This window comes from Microcoleus sp. FACHB-831, from assembly GCF_014695585.1.
Lineage (GTDB): Bacteria > Cyanobacteriota > Cyanobacteriia > Cyanobacteriales > FACHB-T130 > FACHB-831.
This window is the reverse complement of sequence record NZ_JACJON010000058.1, coordinates 24,786-41,311: the sequence shown is the minus strand read 5'-3', so window position 1 is coordinate 41,311 and position 16,526 is coordinate 24,786. Positions and strand designations below refer to the sequence as shown.

The window sequence follows — 16,526 nt, the reverse complement described above, 5'->3', positions numbered from 1 at the left end:
TTCTTTTTTTTTTACTTTTGCCTTTTATTATGCTCAGTGCCATCATCAAGTGGTCTATTAAACAACGCTGGATAGTTGTCCTCGCCGCCGGGGTAATTACAGTATGGATCTTTCGCGTGGCTTCGCAAATGCCAGTGGATGTTTTTCCCGATTTTGCTCCACCTCAAGTAGAAATACAAACTGAAGCCCCAGGATTGGCACCAGAGGAAGTAGAATCCCTCGTTACTTTACCTATTGAAAGTGCAATTAATGGGACTCCGGGAGTAACAACAGTACGCTCTGCCTCAGCGGTGGGACTCTCAGTTGTTAAAGTTATTTTCAACTGGGAAACTGATATTTATCAAGCCCGGCAGTTAGTGACAGAAAGATTGCAGCAAGCTCAAGAAAAACTACCAGAAAGTGTCGATTCACCCCAAATTTCGCCTATTAGTTCTCCTATCGGTACTGTACTCCAATATGCTTTTACTATTACCGAGGATAAACCTCAATCCCAAATTGACTTGATGGAGTTACGACGGATTGTCGATTGGCAAGTGACCAATCGCCTCTTAGCTGTTCCTGGTGTCTCGCAAGTTGTGGCTTATGGCGGTGATATTCGCCAGTATCAAGTATTAGTTGATTCAGAAAAGCTGAAAGCGTTTAATGTCTCTTTGCGCGAAGTACAAGAAGCTGCTGCTGCTGCTAATGTTAATGCTCCTGGTGGTTATTTAACTAATCCAGACCAAGAATTATTAATCCGAGGCATTGGCCGGATTGAATCTATTGAAGACTTACAGCAATCAGTAATTACATCTCGCAATGGTACACCCATTATGCTAGGAGATGTTGCTGATGTTAAAATTGGTGCTGCCTTGAAGCGTGGCGATGCCAGCTTAAACGGCAAAAAGGCAATAGTTTTAATGGTTAATAAACAGCCGCTTGTTGATACTCCGACTGTCACTCGTGCCATAGAAGCGGCAATGGCAGAGGTTCAATCTGGCTTACCCAAAGATGTACAAGTGCAGGTAACTTTTCGTCAGGAAGACTTTATCGACGCCTCAATTGAAAATGTTAGGGAAGCTTTGGTAGAAGGTAGCTTTATTGTTGCCCTAATTTTGATTCCGTTTTTGATGAATTGGCGCACTCTCGTAGTTAGCCTTACGGCGCTTCCCTTGTCTTTGCTGCTAGGATTACTGGCGTTAAATTGGCTGGGACAGGGACTTAATACGATGACTTTGGGCGGCTTGGCTGTAGCCATTGGTTCAGCGGTAGATGATGCGATTGTGGATGCTGAAAATGTCTACCGTTCTCTCCGGGAATATAAGAACAAGGGACTGGGGACTAGGGAAAGCGAACAAGGGAATCTTCCCAATTCCCAATCCCAAATTCCAAATATAAAATCTCCTTTAGATGTGGTTTTTGAAGGCTGTCAGGAGGTGCGCGATTCCTTGTTTGGTGCCACATTAATTACTGTGGTTGTATTTTCCCCAATTTTTGCTTTGGCTGGTGTAGAAGGTCGCATTTTTGCACCGATGGGTATTGCTTATTTAGTGGCAGTTTTGGCTTCTAGTGTTACAGCACTTACAGTTACTCCAGCTTTATGTGCTATCTTACTGCCTCACGGTAGTTTTCCAGAAAAAGAACCGTGGGTGGCGAGATTTTTTAAAGGGCTTTATCGCCCCTTTTTAATGTTTTCTCTGCGTAGTTCTAAGCTAATTTCTGTGATCGTGATCGCATCTCTTGTAGCAGCAATTGCGATCGCGCCTTCGTTGGGACGGGTATTTTTGCCAGAGTTTCAAGAGCGATCGCTTGTCAATACCCTAACTCTCTATCCCGGTGTTTCTCTAGAAAATACCAACCGTGCTGGTGAAGCGCTTCAAGATGCTCTCAAGGACGATCCCCGCTTTGATTTTATCCAGTTACGATCGGGACGCGCCCCCGGAGATGCTGATGCAGCAGGTGTGAACTTTGGCCATTTGGATGTGGAACTGAGCGAAGCTGGGATAAAAGACCGCAAAGGAAGTATTGAAAAGCTACGGGAAGAATTTGCTAAATTACCTGGTGTTGCGCCCAATATTGGCGGTTTTATTTCTCACCGGATGGATGAAGTGCTATCAGGGGTGAGGAGTGCGATCGCGCTCAAAATTTTTGGCCCCGACTTGCAGCAACTCCGCACAATTGGCAGACAAGTCGAAGACATCATGAAAACTGTCCCCGGTATTGTAGACTTGCAACTAGAACCCCAACTGCCAATTAGACAGATTCAAATTCAGTTTGACAGGTCAGCTGCTGCTCGTTACGGTTTAACTGTGGGTGAACTATCAGAAACTATTGAAACAGCACTCAATGGAAAAGTCGTTTCCCAAGTCTTAGAGCAGCAACAAACCTTTGACCTTGTTGTGTGGTTAAAAGAAGATGCTCGCCGCAACTTGGATACTATTAGTAATTTGCTAGTCGATACTCCTAACAATCAAAAAATTCCCCTCGCTCAAGTTGCCCAAATTGACAATGGGACAGGCCCAAATACTATCAACCGTGAAAATGTTTCCCGTTTAATTGTTGTATCCGCCAACGCTAGCGGTAGAGATTTGCGCTCTGTAGTAGATGAAATTAGCGCCAAAGTTAAGCAACAAGTGCAATTACCCCCTGGTTACTTTATTCAATATGGCGGTCAATTCGAGTCCGAACAACGAGCTACTCAAAATATATTACTATTTAGCTCTTTAGCTTTTGTAGTAATTACGATATTAATATATTTTTCTGTTAAATCTTTTCCCTCAACTGCGATGATTATGATTAATTTACCCTTAGCCTTAGTGGGAGGAGTGCTTTCAATTGCGCTCACAGATGGCGTTATCTCTGTGGCTTCTCTGGTTGGTTTTATCACCCTATTTGGTGTCGCCACTCGCAACGGGTTGTTATTAGTTGATAATTACAATGCTAAATTTGCCGATGGTTTGCCTTTTCGGGAAGTTATAATTGAAGGCTCGATGCAACGGCTAAATGCTATTTTGATGACGGCTTTTACCTCGGCTTTGGGTTTGTTACCTCTGGTATTTGGCGGCGGTGCTGGTAAAGAAATTCTGCAACCTTTAGCGGTGGTGGTGTTGGGGGGATTGTTTACTTCTACAGCTTTAACGCTGTTAGTGTTACCTGCTTTGTATGCTCAGTTTGGAAAAATTTTGATACCTAAAAAGGTTTGATATAAAGCGCAAAGGACGTAAAGGAAAGATGAAATTATTTAAGGTAAGTTTGGCTGGTTTCGCTATGGGATTACTTTTTTTGGGTTCCTGTAGCAACGGACAAGAAGCAGCAACTCCAGATAATAGTCCCGCTGTTTCTTCCTCAGAAACGGCTGAAAAAGCCGACCACTCTACACCTGCCAAAGGAGGTAAAGTTGTGGAGATGGGAAACTATCATTTAGAGTTTGTTCCTGAAAAGGAAGATAAAGGCACTCACCTGGATTTGTATCTCCAGAAAGGTGACACTCACGAAGCAATTCCTAACGCCAAAGTAACGGCTCAGGTTCAGTTACCTAATGGGAGTCAAAAAACACTAGATATGAAATACGATGCTGAGGGTAAACACTACGCTGTTTTGCTACCTGAGCAAGCACCTGGGGAGTATAAAGTTGTTATTCTCTCTGATATTAATGGCGAAAAGGTAAATGGTCGTTTTACCTTTAATCGATAGGCATTTGTTGATAGCCAAGCGGTGAGGCAAAGCCTCTAATTTCTAGTTTCCCTAAGTCTGGAAACTAGAAATTAGAGATATTTTTAGTCGTTGCCTGTCACCTTTTGAATTAAATCTTGCGCTTTTTCTATCAAATTTGGCTCGGAATTTTCTTCTGTGGCGCTTGTTACTGTCTTGACGTTAGCCTTCTCATTGAAGTCAAAAGTTTTATTGGCATTTTGTGATGCCTGCTTTTCTTCTTCTAAAATACCTGTGGCTTCGCTATATTCATAGGCGCGATCAATTTTTTCTTGAGGTGATAGCTTGTCTTTTGAATGTAGCACTGCATAACTTGGCGCGGCGAAAATAAATATACCTGACAAGCTGATTAAAGCCATCAAACCTAAAACAAAAATACGCTTTTGCAATCCTTGCTTGAGAGCTAATAAAATTCTTTGCATGAAAATTACCTCCTGATTTTTTTTTCGCAAAATTTTGACCAGACGCGAGTAGATAAAACTACTAATGTCATCTATTAGTACGAAATGAATCGTACTTGTCTAGCTACAACTGTGCCTTCTGCCGCAGGATACATTAATTTTTCTGAGGCAACCACTCTTGATGAATATTAAGCCCTCGGCTTTGCATGGTATGTTCAAATAAATCTGTGGGGAGTGCCTGTTCTACTGCCCAAACACCGGGTTTTTTGAGTTTCCCAGTTAGCACTAATTCGGCAAGGCTGCCAGTACCATAACCAGCTGCAACTGCGGTGTTTTCATGCACTAAAGTTGAGCAAAACTTGGCTGGTTGTCCATCTTTACGTCCGCTGACTTCAGAACGAATGGCTACGCCAACTCCGGTAAAGCGATCGCTTACATCGGTCATGCGGTGACTGACTCTGGCTAAAAACTCGATGACATAACGATTTCTTAGCCAGCTGGAAGGCCACCAGCGGGCAACGCTCCAGGTAAGGTAATTGTAGAAATCGGGAACTGTGCCAAATTTGGTAATTACGGTTTTGACTGGGAAAGTTTCCGGTAGCGTAAAGGCTTCTGGCATATCAAACCAGTAAACGCCAGTGCGACCGTAAGGCGGGGGAAACTCAATGACTTCGCGATCGCTATACGGCTTGATCTCCTGCCATTGACCATCTATCCAAACTTCAAAGGGTTTTTGCAACCCTAGAAATGTGGTTCGCATTACCGTCACCCCAGAACCGCCGGAACCCGATACTAGATAACTCAGGTGAATGCTGTCTGTCTCATCTAGCTGCTCGACGCACTGGCGCACCATACTATTAGAGATACCGGGGAAAATTCCCGTATTAACAATCGCTGTCACCCCCGCAGCGGCAGCTTCTTCCCGGCAATCTAAGGCTTTGCGTGTATAGGATGGGTGATCGCTGACATCCAGATAGTTGACACCCTCTTTTATACAGAGTTTTAGGACTCTATCATCCCGGTAATGAAATGGCCCCGCACAGTGGATTACCAGATTACAAGAGGCGATCGCATCCCTGAGTACCGAGTCGTCTGCCAAATCTAGACCCAGGAATTTCACTTTCGACCCCAGCTCTTGAGTGACTGACATCCCAGCAGCTTCGTGTCTGCCAGTAAGTATAACTTGCGCCTGTGTGTGTGCGACCAGATCGGCTGCTACGCTGCTGCCAATCCGTCCGCTTCCTCCAAGAATTAAAACCTGCTCTGTCATTAATCAAGTTTTATTAACGCTAACTTCAGTTCATCAGTTTAGAATGCTTTTCTTCATCGGTTACAAGGAATACTTTGCCTCCTCAGAAAGGATGAAGAATAATTTATTCTCTCCATCTCTATGCATCCGTTACCTAACCTCTAGCCCTACTTAGTCTACAAAATTATCAGGATAATAAGAAAAAACTATTTTGATCTATGAGATACAGACAATGCGCTGCTGATTTGTGCTAATAGAATAATTCTCCTAACCTTCTGATACCAAACAATAGTACATTATGGGCAAATACAATAGTGTGTGAAATTGTTTAAAACCCCTTAATCTCCAAATAACCTGAGTACATTGTTCGAGAGTGCGCGAACAATATAATTATCTAAATTTGGCATAAATTCGCGCTTTAAAATTGTCCCCGATGTAGAAGAAAAAATGTTCGACCAGCAGATTGAGGCTTCTTTACGACGACTCCAGAACCTGAGTATGCAAGAATGCAGGCAGCCGTAGAAGAATGGCAAACAGCGCCGAAAAACGCGATCGCTCATCAAAACCGCTAGTCGCCACCCCTCATATGGAAGTGGAGAGGAGAGCGTTATTATGATTTGGTTTGAAGATAACCCCCGAAACGGGTATTTGGTGACAAATCCCATTGGGGTTATTATAGAAGCAACCCAAGCAGCAGCAAGCTTGCTGAAGGTTTCCCTGAAAAGTTGGGTGGGCAAACCGTTAGCTATCTTTGTGGCAGGTTTGGCTCGGTAAAACTTTTATAGAAACTTAAGTCAGGTACTCCAAAACCTAGAAACCCAGAAATGGGAGGTTAACATTCAGACAAAAACAGGGGACGTTCTTTCCTTCTGCCTTTAAGTTTAGCGCAGCACTAGACTTTCGCGGTCAGGTGATGGAATAACGAAGAGCTGTTAGAAGAAATTACACAGCGTAAGCGGTACGAAGCAGCTATGGAGAGCGATCGCAATAATTTGGAAAAGCAAGTTGAACAACAAACCGCCGAGCTTCAGAAAGCCAATGAACAACTAAAACAGGAGATCGCCAAGCGTCAACGGGCCCAAAAAGCCCTCTCGCAAAGGGCTGAAGGAGAATGGGTAATCCGGGTCATTACCGAGCGCATCCGCGGGTCATTAAACTTGGAGGAAGTTCTTAATACTACGGTGGCAGAAATCCGACAATTTCTGGAAAGCGATCGCTCTGTAATATACCAAATTAAGGGAAATGAACAAGCCGTAGTCGTGGCTGAATCAGTTGATGCGGCTTGGCCCTCTATTTTAGGCGTTAACATTGCCTCAACCTCGTTTAAAGAAAGGATAGCAGTCTATCGCGAGGGAAAGGTAAGAGCGATCGATGATATGCAACAGGAAGGCTTTCCTATAGCTATCAACGAGTATGTGCAGCAACAGCAAGTCAAAGCCGCCTTAGTAGCTCCCATCCTGCACGGTAATAAGTTTTGGGGGGTACTGGCAACTCATCAATGTTCCGCACAACGTCACTGGGAACCGTTTGAGATCGATCTGCTCAAGCAATTGGCAATACAAGTGTCAATTGCCATTCAGCAATCAGAACTTTATCAGCAAGTGCAGCAACTCAATGCTAACCTGGAGTTCCAAGTACGCGAACGCACCGCCCAACTGCAACAATCCCTCGACTTTGAAGCGATGCTTAAACGCATCACTGACGATGTACGCGATAGCCTCGACGAAAACCAAATTTTGCAAATAGTCGTTTGGGAATTAGCTGTCGGGTTGAACATTGAAGGCTGCGATACCGCTTTGTATGACAGCGATCGCGCTACCTCTACTATTCGCTATGAGTATACTCTGGGAATGCCTACCGCTCAGGGGCATTTGGTGCAAATGGCAGAGTTTCGCGAAGGTTATAATCAGCTTCTGCACGGTCTGTATTTCCAATTTTGTCCACTCGGCCCCGATATTCGCGGTACCTTCGCTAGACTTATTTGCCCGATTTTCGATGACCAAGGTGTGCTAGGTGATTTATGCTTATTCAAGCCGCCCCAAGAAGCCTTTAACGAAAAAGAAATCCGACTGGTGCAGCAAGTGGCGAATCAGTGCGCGATCGCTATTCGCCAAGCGAGATTGTATCAAGCCGCGCGAGCGCAAATCGAGGCTCTACAAAATCTCAATCGCCTCAAAGATGACTTTCTCAACACCGTTTCTCACGAATTACGCACCCCCGTCGCCAACATGAAAATGGCGATTCAAATGCTTTCCATCGCCCTTAATCGAGACTCGCCATTTTTAGCGGAACTCAGCAAACCAAAAGCAGAACAAAGCAAAGTGGCTCGCTACTTTCAAATATTGCAAAACGAATGCGATCGCGAAATTCGCCTCATTGATGACCTTTTGGACTTGCAGCGACTGTATACAGAAGCTCAACCTTTATTACTAACATCAATTCAGCTACAGGAATGGCTACCGCCAATTGTAGAACCATTTCAAGAACGAGCCAAAAACCGCCAGCAAACCTTGCTCCTTAACATCCCTCCCAATTTGCCCCGCTTCACCTGCGATCCCAATACTCTAGGAAGAATCTTGACTGAATTGCTGGAAAATGCCTGCAAATACACCCCCCCATTAGAAACAATTACACTCACAGTCCAAGCTGTTGAAACATCCCACTCAAATCTCATGCAGTTGAGCGTAATCAATTCTGGAGTTGAGATTCCACAAAGCGAACTAAATCGGATTTTTGAGAAATTCTATCGCATTCCCAGTTCCGATCCCTGGAAGCAAGGCGGAACTGGATTAGGACTAGCTCTAGTAAAAAAATTAGTAGCACATTTGGGAGGTGAGCTGCGAGTAGAAAGTAAAAATCGTCAAACCAGATTTACCATAGAGTTGCCCATTAATGATCTTAATTAATCATTAATTCTTAAACAAGTAAAATATACTATTGATATGCGTCAAACCATTAACGGATGCTATCTACTGCACAATGGTTGCACTTGGCTGTATCTGGCTATTTCCCAGGCTTTGACATTGGCTTGTAGCAGTTCCAATGCTGCTGTCGTCGCCACAACGGTTACGAAACTGCTGCTCTTACCAGCGACAGTTACCACCTAAATTAGTACAGCTTGATAATTATTTCCCTAACCGAGTTTAAATAATTTATACATGAAATTCACATTCACTTTAAAAACTTCCCAGTATAATTCCGTATAATTTGGGAGGTAACAGTTATAAGAATACTGTATTCTTTTAATTAGTAAAAATAATTAGCCTAGGTAGAATAAACAGGATAAGGAAATTGGAACAATTTTGTCATGTTTTGGTAATTGAAGATCCAAAAGGTAGACGTACAGTTTCCTTTGAAGCTAGTACCTATTCACTAGGTCGCGATCGCAGCAACTCGGTAGTTTTGAACTCTCGACTAATTTCTCGTCATCATGCTACTTTGTTCCGAGTTAAAAATCCAGTAAATGGCGATTATTTATATTGGATAATAGACGGAGATTTACAAGGTAATCTTAGCACAAATGGGCTAGTTGTCAATGGGCGACGTTGCTTTGCTCACGAATTAAAGCATGAGGATATGATCATATTTGGAGGGATTATTAAGGCAAGCTATCGGATAGTACCTAAATTATCAAAGGCAGAATTACTAAATTATGGCAAACAAGTAGATTTTTCTACTTTTCCAGCCTGCTCAAGCACTCTCTTTCAACCGATATCAGCATCAAATCTCAAGGTTGCCAAATTAAGTGAATCGGCTCTAGTTAGATTAGCTTCTTTTCCGGAACTACTACCCAATCCTATTGTAGAAATTAATTTATCAGGGACAATTACATATATAAATCCAGCGGCACTAATAAAATTTCCCGATATTCAAGAGGCTACAAAACAGCATCCGCTGATCGGAGATTTAATAGCAAAGCTTCAAAAAAGTAAAGGGAAAGTTTTTGTTCGGGAACTGCAAATTGGTAGTGAAGTATTTGAACAATATGTACACTACATTGCTGAAAACGAGCTAATTAGAAGTTACGTTTTTGATATCACTGAGCGCAAGGGGGCAGAGGAAGTATTAAAAACGCAGGCTTTAGTGCTTGAGAGCATGGCAGAAGGTGTCAACGTCTCTGACGAAAATGGCATTATCTTCTTTACTAATCCAGCATTTGAAGCAATGTTCGGATATGAGCGAGGTGAGTTGATTGGCAAACCTGTATCGATTTTAAGCGCCCATCCACCGGAAGACAATACTCAAATATATGGCGATTTCGTCGAACAATTACAGGCTCAAAGTTCTGGATTTGGAGAGTTTTTTAACCGCAGGAAGGACGGCTCTCTGTTCACCACCTATGCCCGGATCAGCACCTTAGAAATCGGGGATAAGAAATATTGGGTTTGCGTCCAAGAAGACATTACTGAACGCAAAGCTGCTGAGGCAATGATCCAATATCAAGCTTTTCATGACCTCCTCACAGGTTTGCCAAACCGAACGCTATTTAATAAAAAACTTCTTCAGGCACTAGCAGATGCACGTTATCGCCAATACAGTTTGGCTGTCATGTTTATCGATATGGATCGCTTTAAGACCATTAACGATACACTGGGACACGCTGTGGGCGATCGCTTATTACAACTCTTTGCAGAACGAATGGCAAACTGTCTGCGGGATAATGACACTGTTGCCCGTTGGGGAGGCGATGAATTCACCCTGCTACTGCCCCACATCAACGATCCAAAAGATGCCGCCAAGATTGCCCAACGCATTTTAGATGCTTTGAAACCTGCTTTTAGCCTGGAGGGACACCAACTTCATATGAGCAGCAGCATCGGCATCGCTCTTTATCCCCAGGATGGAGAAGATCCCGAAACTCTTTTAAGAAACGCCGATATTTCCTTATACCGCGCCAAGGAACAGGGCAGAAATAACTACCGATTTTATGTCCCAGCAATGAATTCTCAAGCTTGTGAATTATTAACGCTGGAAAATCGGCTGCACCATGCTCTCAGACAGGGAGAGTTTGTTATTTACTACCAACCTCAAGTAAATATCAAGACGGGAGAGATTATCGCAATGGAAGCTCTTTTGCGTTGGAATCACCCGACTCTAGGACTCGTCTCTCCGAAAAAATTTATTCCCCTGGCTGAAGAAAACGGATTAATCATACCCATTGGTGAATGGGTATTGCGGACTGCTTGCGCTCAAAATAAAGCTTGGCAAAAAGCAGGTTTCTCACCGCTAAGGGTGGCAGTTAACCTCTCAGCTAGACAGTTCCAACAACCAAATCTAGTAGCAATGGTGAGGCAGGTGTTAGCAGAAACAGGACTTTCGCCTCACTTTCTGGAGTTGGAAATTACAGAAAGCACTATCATGCAGAATGTGGACAAAGGGCGGGAATGGGTGCGCGATCTGTACGCGATGGGAGTTCACATCAGTATGGATGATTTTGGGACAGGCTATTCTTCTCTAGGTTATTTAAAGAAATTTCCGTTCCATACGCTCAAAATCGATCAATCTTTTGTGCGCGATTTGCGTGATGAACCGCAGGATACAGCGATTATTTCAGCGGTGATTGCATTGGGGCGTGGTTTGAATCTCCGGGTAGTGGCTGAAGGTGTGGAAACTCATCAGCAAATGGAATTATTGCAAAGTCTCCAGTGCGAGGAAATGCAAGGTTACTGGTTCAGTATGCCCCTAGAGGTGGACGATGCCACAAACTTCCTGAATAACTATAGGATGAAATCCAAACTTCCAGGGCATGGGGATAATAAAAAAAAATCTGAAAATGCAGCTTGCCAATACCTGAACTGTTGTGCATAATTTCTATCCCTGATAGAGATGGAAGCGTCGGAGCGATCGCATTCTCGATTTATTTATAGATAGGTCAATCAAGGTTAAACTCAGCCGGACTATCTTCAGTCTCTAAAAGGTAGCGGTCTGTATAACTTAAAACAAGATTATTTAATATAAACTCGCCCAATACATGAGCCAGCTTTCCTTGGTCAGTAATCTGGGTATTAGCGATATCAAATCTGGTTGATTGCCCATAAATATAGAACCCCACCATAGCAAGCGGTGGCTCTCCTCCCCCGCTTGCTCTCTATGGGTTGGGGTTCCTTTTAATTATGGGTAATTAACCAGACATGATATGAGACGAATTTACGGCTAGGTGTCAGAGGAGATTTTAAAGACAGACTCGACAGTTGATCTGATAGAATTCCCCGCATCCTTCAGAGTTTGGGTAAATGGCTGCTGCGTGTGCAGGAAAACACGAGCGCAGTTGCGTCCAGGCATCCCGGAAACGGAACCACCTGGATGGGTTCCAGCACCGCTCAAGAATAGCCCTTCTATGGGAGTTTTGTAGTTAGCTAATTCCGGTAAGGGACGGAAGAAGATCATCTGGTCGAGGGTCATGTCGATGTGGTAGTAGTTCCCTTTATAAGCCCCCAGTCTATCTCCCAGTTCTGCCGGACTTTCCACAGCACGGGCGATGATTGAGTGCTTGAGATTTGGGGAATACTCTGCCAGCTTGTCCAGCACCCGGTCGGCGACCTTGTTTTTCAGATCGTCAGTCCAGCCAGTGCCATTGTGACCTGTTCCCTCGGCACCAGCAATCTGATAGGGGGCGAAAAACTCAATCCATAAGGTATGCTTGCCTTCTGGTGCCATCGACGGATCGCGCACGGTTGGTACAACGACATACATTGAGGGGTCAGAATCGGGAATATTGCCGATAGATGCTTGGCTGTGGGCGATTTCTACTTGGCGCACTGAGTCAGCGATGAGAACAGAACCGATGAGGTATTCATCTTGGTGGTTGTGGTGTTCAAAGCGCAGAGGTTCAGATAAAGCGCAGTCAATTTTGAGAATAGTTTCGTTGTTGTTGACGATTTTACGCTCCAAGCGATCGCGCAAATTTGGGTCAGCATCATCAACATCTGCCTCGTCCATTAAGCGCAGGAACAAGCGTCTAGCGTCAATATTGGAGATTACCCCACGTTTTGCTCGGTATTCGGTGCCACCTGCCACCCTAACGCCCACCGCACGACCATCATCCACTAAAACGCGCTCAACGGTCTGGTCAGTCAGCACCACCCCGCCCTTACTATGCACTAACTTTAGCAAAGCATCCACAAGTGCGCCGCTACCACCCTTGGGTCGTGCCATACCGGGATCGTGGCGCATTGCCATCATAATCGCTCCCACAGAAATTGTTTTTTGGGAAGGCGGTGCGCCAAGTTCTGCGGCGAGTCTAGCAAGGGGGGCTTTGAGAAATTCTGAATCAAACCACTCATTGAGAATATCTTCTGGGCTAGTGATCATATTCCGAATTAGATCCAGGGTCTTATTCGGGCCACCTAGCACTGAGAATAAATCTTTAATTTTTTTTAGGTCGTAGTTGCCAGCGATGTCAATGATAGATTTTGGCGGTGCATTGAACATCGGAATCATTGCACCAATTAGCCGTTGCCAGTAATCCGTGTATTCGGCGTATTTTTTGGCATCGCGCTCATTATACCGGGCAATTTCCGCACAAGTTTTTTCTACTGACTTGTGGCCTAAAAAGTATTTGCCGTCTGGGTGGGGACAAAAAACTACTGGATCGCAATAAAGATATTCCAAGCCATATTTAGTAAGTTCTAACTCTTCAACTACTGGTCCCAAGTGAATGAACTCGTGGTCAATTGAGCAGAGATTGAACTTAAAACCTGGTGCCTCTTCAGGTAAAATCTCTTCAGTTGTCGCGCCGCCACCGGGAATTGAACGCTTCTCCAACAGCAGGACGCTGTACCCTGCTTTTAGAAGATATGCAGCACACACTAACCCATTGTGACCAGCACCAATAATAACGACATCGTACTCTTGCATGGACAATTCTCGCGAAACCCCGTATATATTCCCCGATTCTAAAAAAGTTAAGAAGTTTAAAGGGTCTATCACTCGAAAGAGATTGCGGGTTTTACAGACAACAAAGCTTGTAGAGGAGGGAGTTAGCAGGGCGTGGGGGAAGCTGTCCTATACAGGCAGAAATCTTTCACTTCCGTAGAAGCGGGGTAGCTGGAATTGGCGGTTTACTTGTCCTCAGACAGCAGCGATCGCAACTAAATCTAGCCTTGCTCCCTTAATTGGAGAGATTTTCTTAAATCTTACCCGCTAAAGCCTAGCTGAAATCTACCTTCACAGTTATACTGTCTAGGTCTAGCTCGTCGTTCAAAGGGTCCGCGCTACAGAATATGAGTCCTGTTGTTAAAATTGTTCAACCCTCTGGAATTTTAGACGGTATGAAAGCGGGTCAGTTTCGTCAAGAAATTAGCGATATTGTGGAAAATGGAGCCGATATTGTGCTAATTGATTTTAAGGATGTTACCTTTATGGATAGTTCTGGGTTAGGGGCGCTGGTTCTAGCGCTCAAAACTGTTCGAGCCTCTGGTGGAAAACTCTTTATTTGCTCTATCAATGAGCAAGTAAAAATGTTGTTTGAACTCACCAGTATGGATCGTGTGTTTGAAATCTTTCCTAATCGAGACGAATTTTATAACCAAGTTACTTCATAGTAATTTGCTAATTGCTAATTGCTAATTGCTAATAATCAAAGAGCCATTAGCGATTAGCCATTAGCCAACGACTAAGGACTAAGGAAAATTGATTTGCAACAAAGACAAATCATCATCGAAATAGTCTTTAGGGTTTACAACTTGAACGGAACGCAATACCCGGTCTAAATTACTCTCGCTCTTGTCGCGGCAGCTTGTAAGCAGTTGGACAAACGCATCAAGCCCCCAAATGTTGCCGTCTGGCTGGTTGATTTCATAAATTCCATCACTAAAAATGTACAGGGTGCTGGATTTTTCCACTTCGCAGAAATCATCGGTAAATTCTACATCCGGAAACATCCCAACTGGTAAGCCTGGGGTTTTCAGACGTTTTACTTGGGTAAAGAATGGAGCTTTGGCGGAGATTAAAACTGCTGGTGGATGTCCAGCACTAGCGTAAACCAGGGTGCGCTTTATTCTGTTATAAACACCGTACCAAATGGTAAAGTATTTATCATTGCGCTGAGTCATCTGGAAAGTTTCATTTAACCCCTTGAGAACATCGCTGGGCTGATAGTAATTAATCTTAGCCATCACTTGGTTCTTCAGCAGATTCATCACCGAAAGAGAGGGTAAGGCAGCCCGCAATCCATGTCCAGCTACATCCAGCAAATAAATGACTAAATGATCCTTATCTAGCCAATAGTAATCAAATCCATCGCCTCCCAGCTGTCGCGAGGGAATAAACCGCGAGTCGATGGTTACAGGTGGATCACACAGGGGCGAGGGCAAAATGGAACACACATACTCGGCAGCTTCGGCTAATTCGTCTTCCAGCAACTGTTTTTGCTGCTTCAAATCCCGGCTGAGTTGGTGCAGCCTCAAGCCCGACCTCACTCGCGCCTTCAATTCATTCATTTCAATGGGTTTGCACAAGAAATCATCAGCGCCAGCATCCAACCCTTTAACGCGATCATCGACGGAACCCATCGATGTCAGCAAAATAAAGAAGGTGGTAGAAAGTTCTGGCGTTGCCTTGATTCGACGGCACACCTCCAGTCCGTTCATGCGCGGCATGATCCAGTCGCAAATTACCAAAGCGGGGCTTAACTCTTGGGCTTGAATTAACCCGGCTTCGCCATCGCTTGCTACCGTCAAATCGTACCCTTCGCTTTTGAGTGTTCTTTTCAGCAATAGCTGAATCGCAGGGTCATCATCAATAATCAAAACTTGAACCATGAGACAGAGAGACTAAAGGTCGATTAAGATGGACATCAGGCAGATTAAACTTCAAAGATGACACCTGAAACTCAGTTGAGTTTTAATAAACTTAACCAAAAACATGGACAATCATAAACAAGTATAGTCATTGGCTACCAAAGTCTTCCTTTGCTTTCCACAAGTGACTGACTCGCATTATGATAATTAACATCACTATTAAACTCAAAAATGTCCATGCAGGTAAGAAAGAGACACATCATCACTAAATCTAACAAGTTATACCAACAAAGCAATGCCTTCTGTTTCCAGTTTAATAACCTTTTGTAAGAACCAAGCAGATACGGCAATATCTAAGTAAAGGTTTGTGTACCCAAAGGCTGTGCTGTACGCCGTTATAACCTATTTAGCTTGTCTGAGGCAATGCGCGATCGCTTGCTCCACCACAACACTTACGCTCTCACCACCCTTTACATCAACTTGTCATGTATTCCTTAGTATAGAGAGAAAGGGAAATGCAGCCCACCAGCAATAAATTTTATGGCTACAGCAACTGTTATATCGAAATTTAACTTTATTAGAAAAAATGGTGTGTTGCTGCTTCTAAAACATTGCTTTAAAAGAAAAGATAAATTATGTATTTAATTATATTAGTGGTTGTATAATATCTAGCGATTAATCGAGTTTAAAAAAAGTTTAAAAAGCTATTAGTTTGAAATAATCAGTTAAAATGTTGTTAATTTAAAGGACTTTGAACAGTTGAACGAAATCAAGAAAATCTGTTTACAAGTTACCACAGACCTCAAGGCTTTAGACAGTGTTTTGTCAGGGTTTGAGAGTATAAATCAACCATTTATTCCCAAAAAAGTTTGGTTGCAGTGCCAATTAGCACTAGCAGAAGGGTTTACTAACGCTGTTCGCCACGCCCACAAAGGTAAACCTTCAGACGTGCCTATTGATATCGAAGTTACTCTGTTTGCAGAACGTTTAGAGATCCGGATTTGGGATGAAGGGCCGCCATTTGATTTAGAAAAACGACTCAAGACTCTACCCGAAGTAGCGAATAAAGAATCTGGCGGTGGGCGGGGAATCGCAATTTTGCATAAAATAGCGGATTCTTTGAGTTACAGCCGCACTATAGATAATCGGAACTGTCTGTTTATCGTTAAACATTTTTCCAGTTGTTTTGAGCCTAAGTGAAAATTAACCAATAAGTATAAGTTGTATTTCTAACAAGGGTTTAATAGTTAAAATTAAAATTTGCCGAGGATTTTATAGGCCTATAAGGCTGTAGGATCAAAGGTTAAGTGACTAATGAAGCAGAGACTTCGTATAGCTTACGAAAGAAAGTTGTTTTTGGTTTAAGTTAAATCAAAACAAGCCCAGAGATTCGATGTGCGCGGCGCGATCGCGTGTTGCGTAGTACATTGCGTTTAGAACTTCAAG

The 16,526-nt window shown here is 43.5% G+C and carries 13 protein-coding genes; 8 read left to right on the top strand and 5 right to left on the bottom strand.

Translation table 11 applies throughout. From position 1 onward, the window contains the following. Nucleotides 1–29: 29 nt before the first annotated feature. Both H6F77_RS15695 and H6F77_RS15690 read left to right on the top strand, forming a co-directional pair. The gene (locus H6F77_RS15695; protein WP_190428046.1) at nucleotides 30–3,182 is read left to right on the top strand and encodes an efflux RND transporter permease subunit; all 3,153 of its coding nucleotides are present in this window, start codon (nucleotides 30–32) and stop codon (nucleotides 3,180–3,182) included. Nucleotides 3,183–3,210: 28 nt separating this feature from the next. Next, nucleotides 3,211–3,672 carry a hypothetical protein gene (locus tag H6F77_RS15690; RefSeq protein WP_190427938.1) on the top strand — a complete coding sequence of 154 codons (462 nt, stop codon included), beginning with the start codon at nucleotides 3,211–3,213 and terminating at the stop codon, nucleotides 3,670–3,672. Between the two features lie 83 nt (nucleotides 3,673–3,755). Here the strand turns inward: H6F77_RS15690 and H6F77_RS15685 are convergent, their stop codons facing one another. After that, nucleotides 3,756–4,112 (bottom strand): hypothetical protein, encoded by a 357-nt coding sequence (locus tag H6F77_RS15685; RefSeq protein WP_190427940.1) that lies wholly within the window; start codon nucleotides 4,110–4,112, stop codon nucleotides 3,756–3,758. A 133-nt stretch (nucleotides 4,113–4,245) separates the two neighbouring features. Beyond that, nucleotides 4,246–5,361, bottom strand: a complete 1,116-nt coding sequence (locus H6F77_RS15680; protein WP_190489601.1) for a saccharopine dehydrogenase family protein — start codon at nucleotides 5,359–5,361, stop codon at nucleotides 4,246–4,248. A 591-nt stretch (nucleotides 5,362–5,952) separates the two neighbouring features. Here H6F77_RS15680 and H6F77_RS15675 point away from each other — a divergent pair. From H6F77_RS15675 to H6F77_RS15660, 4 genes are all read left to right on the top strand, one after another. Next, entirely contained in the window at nucleotides 5,953–6,114 is a 162-nt protein-coding gene (locus H6F77_RS15675; RefSeq protein ID WP_190489600.1) for a hypothetical protein, read from the top strand. A 197-nt stretch (nucleotides 6,115–6,311) separates the two neighbouring features. Continuing rightward, a complete protein-coding gene (locus H6F77_RS15670; protein WP_190489599.1) occupies nucleotides 6,312–8,246 on the top strand; it encodes a GAF domain-containing sensor histidine kinase in 1,935 nt (644 codons plus the stop codon). A 36-nt stretch (nucleotides 8,247–8,282) separates the two neighbouring features. Next, nucleotides 8,283–8,447, top strand: a complete 165-nt coding sequence (locus H6F77_RS15665) for a hypothetical protein (protein ID WP_190489598.1) — start codon at nucleotides 8,283–8,285, stop codon at nucleotides 8,445–8,447. Nucleotides 8,448–8,631: 184 nt separating this feature from the next. Continuing rightward, nucleotides 8,632–11,148, top strand: coding sequence for an EAL domain-containing protein (locus H6F77_RS15660; protein WP_190489597.1), 2,517 nt, complete (start codon nucleotides 8,632–8,634; stop codon nucleotides 11,146–11,148). 64 nt (nucleotides 11,149–11,212) lie between these two features. Here H6F77_RS15660 and H6F77_RS15655 read toward each other — a convergent pair whose 3' ends face one another. Both H6F77_RS15655 and crtO read right to left on the bottom strand, forming a co-directional pair. After that, nucleotides 11,213–11,395, bottom strand: a complete 183-nt coding sequence (locus H6F77_RS15655) for a hypothetical protein (RefSeq protein ID WP_190489596.1) — start codon at nucleotides 11,393–11,395, stop codon at nucleotides 11,213–11,215. A 98-nt stretch (nucleotides 11,396–11,493) separates the two neighbouring features. Continuing rightward, nucleotides 11,494–13,197: a beta-carotene ketolase CrtO gene (gene crtO, locus H6F77_RS15650; protein WP_190427951.1), complete on the bottom strand. Its 1,704-nt coding sequence runs from the start codon at nucleotides 13,195–13,197 to the stop codon at nucleotides 11,494–11,496. Between the two features lie 365 nt (nucleotides 13,198–13,562). Between crtO and H6F77_RS15645 the strand changes: the two genes are divergently transcribed. Then, nucleotides 13,563–13,883: an STAS domain-containing protein gene (locus H6F77_RS15645; protein WP_190427953.1), complete on the top strand. Its 321-nt coding sequence runs from the start codon at nucleotides 13,563–13,565 to the stop codon at nucleotides 13,881–13,883. A 78-nt stretch (nucleotides 13,884–13,961) separates the two neighbouring features. Here H6F77_RS15645 and H6F77_RS15640 read toward each other — a convergent pair whose 3' ends face one another. Then, nucleotides 13,962–15,101 carry a PP2C family protein-serine/threonine phosphatase gene (locus H6F77_RS15640; RefSeq protein ID WP_190427954.1) on the bottom strand — a complete coding sequence of 380 codons (1,140 nt, stop codon included), beginning with the start codon at nucleotides 15,099–15,101 and terminating at the stop codon, nucleotides 13,962–13,964. A 738-nt stretch (nucleotides 15,102–15,839) separates the two neighbouring features. On the opposite strand from H6F77_RS15640, the gene H6F77_RS15635 reads away from it, so the two are divergent. Next, nucleotides 15,840–16,280 carry an ATP-binding protein gene (locus H6F77_RS15635; RefSeq protein ID WP_190427956.1) on the top strand — a complete coding sequence of 147 codons (441 nt, stop codon included), beginning with the start codon at nucleotides 15,840–15,842 and terminating at the stop codon, nucleotides 16,278–16,280. Nucleotides 16,281–16,526 lie beyond the last annotated feature (246 nt).

What these genes read in the sequence shown, in the direction of transcription:
- H6F77_RS15655 (WP_190489596.1), bottom strand. Translation starts at nt 11,395, where the DNA reads ATGGTGGGGTTCTATATTTATGGGCAATCAACCAGATTTGATATCGCT.
- H6F77_RS15685 (WP_190427940.1), bottom strand. Translation starts at nt 4,112, where the DNA reads ATGCAAAGAATTTTATTAGCTCTCAAGCAAGGATTGCAAAAGCGTATT.
- H6F77_RS15675 (WP_190489600.1), top strand. Translation starts at nt 5,953, where the DNA reads ATGATTTGGTTTGAAGATAACCCCCGAAACGGGTATTTGGTGACAAAT.
- H6F77_RS15645 (WP_190427953.1), top strand. Translation starts at nt 13,563, where the DNA reads ATGAGTCCTGTTGTTAAAATTGTTCAACCCTCTGGAATTTTAGACGGT.
- H6F77_RS15680 (WP_190489601.1), bottom strand. Translation starts at nt 5,361, where the DNA reads ATGACAGAGCAGGTTTTAATTCTTGGAGGAAGCGGACGGATTGGCAGC.
- H6F77_RS15665 (WP_190489598.1), top strand. Translation starts at nt 8,283, where the DNA reads ATGCGTCAAACCATTAACGGATGCTATCTACTGCACAATGGTTGCACT.
- H6F77_RS15690 (WP_190427938.1), top strand. Translation starts at nt 3,211, where the DNA reads ATGAAATTATTTAAGGTAAGTTTGGCTGGTTTCGCTATGGGATTACTT.
- crtO (WP_190427951.1), bottom strand. Translation starts at nt 13,197, where the DNA reads ATGCAAGAGTACGATGTCGTTATTATTGGTGCTGGTCACAATGGGTTA.
- H6F77_RS15640 (WP_190427954.1), bottom strand. Translation starts at nt 15,101, where the DNA reads ATGGTTCAAGTTTTGATTATTGATGATGACCCTGCGATTCAGCTATTG.
- H6F77_RS15695 (WP_190428046.1), top strand. Translation starts at nt 30, where the DNA reads ATGCTCAGTGCCATCATCAAGTGGTCTATTAAACAACGCTGGATAGTT.
- H6F77_RS15670 (WP_190489599.1), top strand. Translation starts at nt 6,312, where the DNA reads ATGGAGAGCGATCGCAATAATTTGGAAAAGCAAGTTGAACAACAAACC.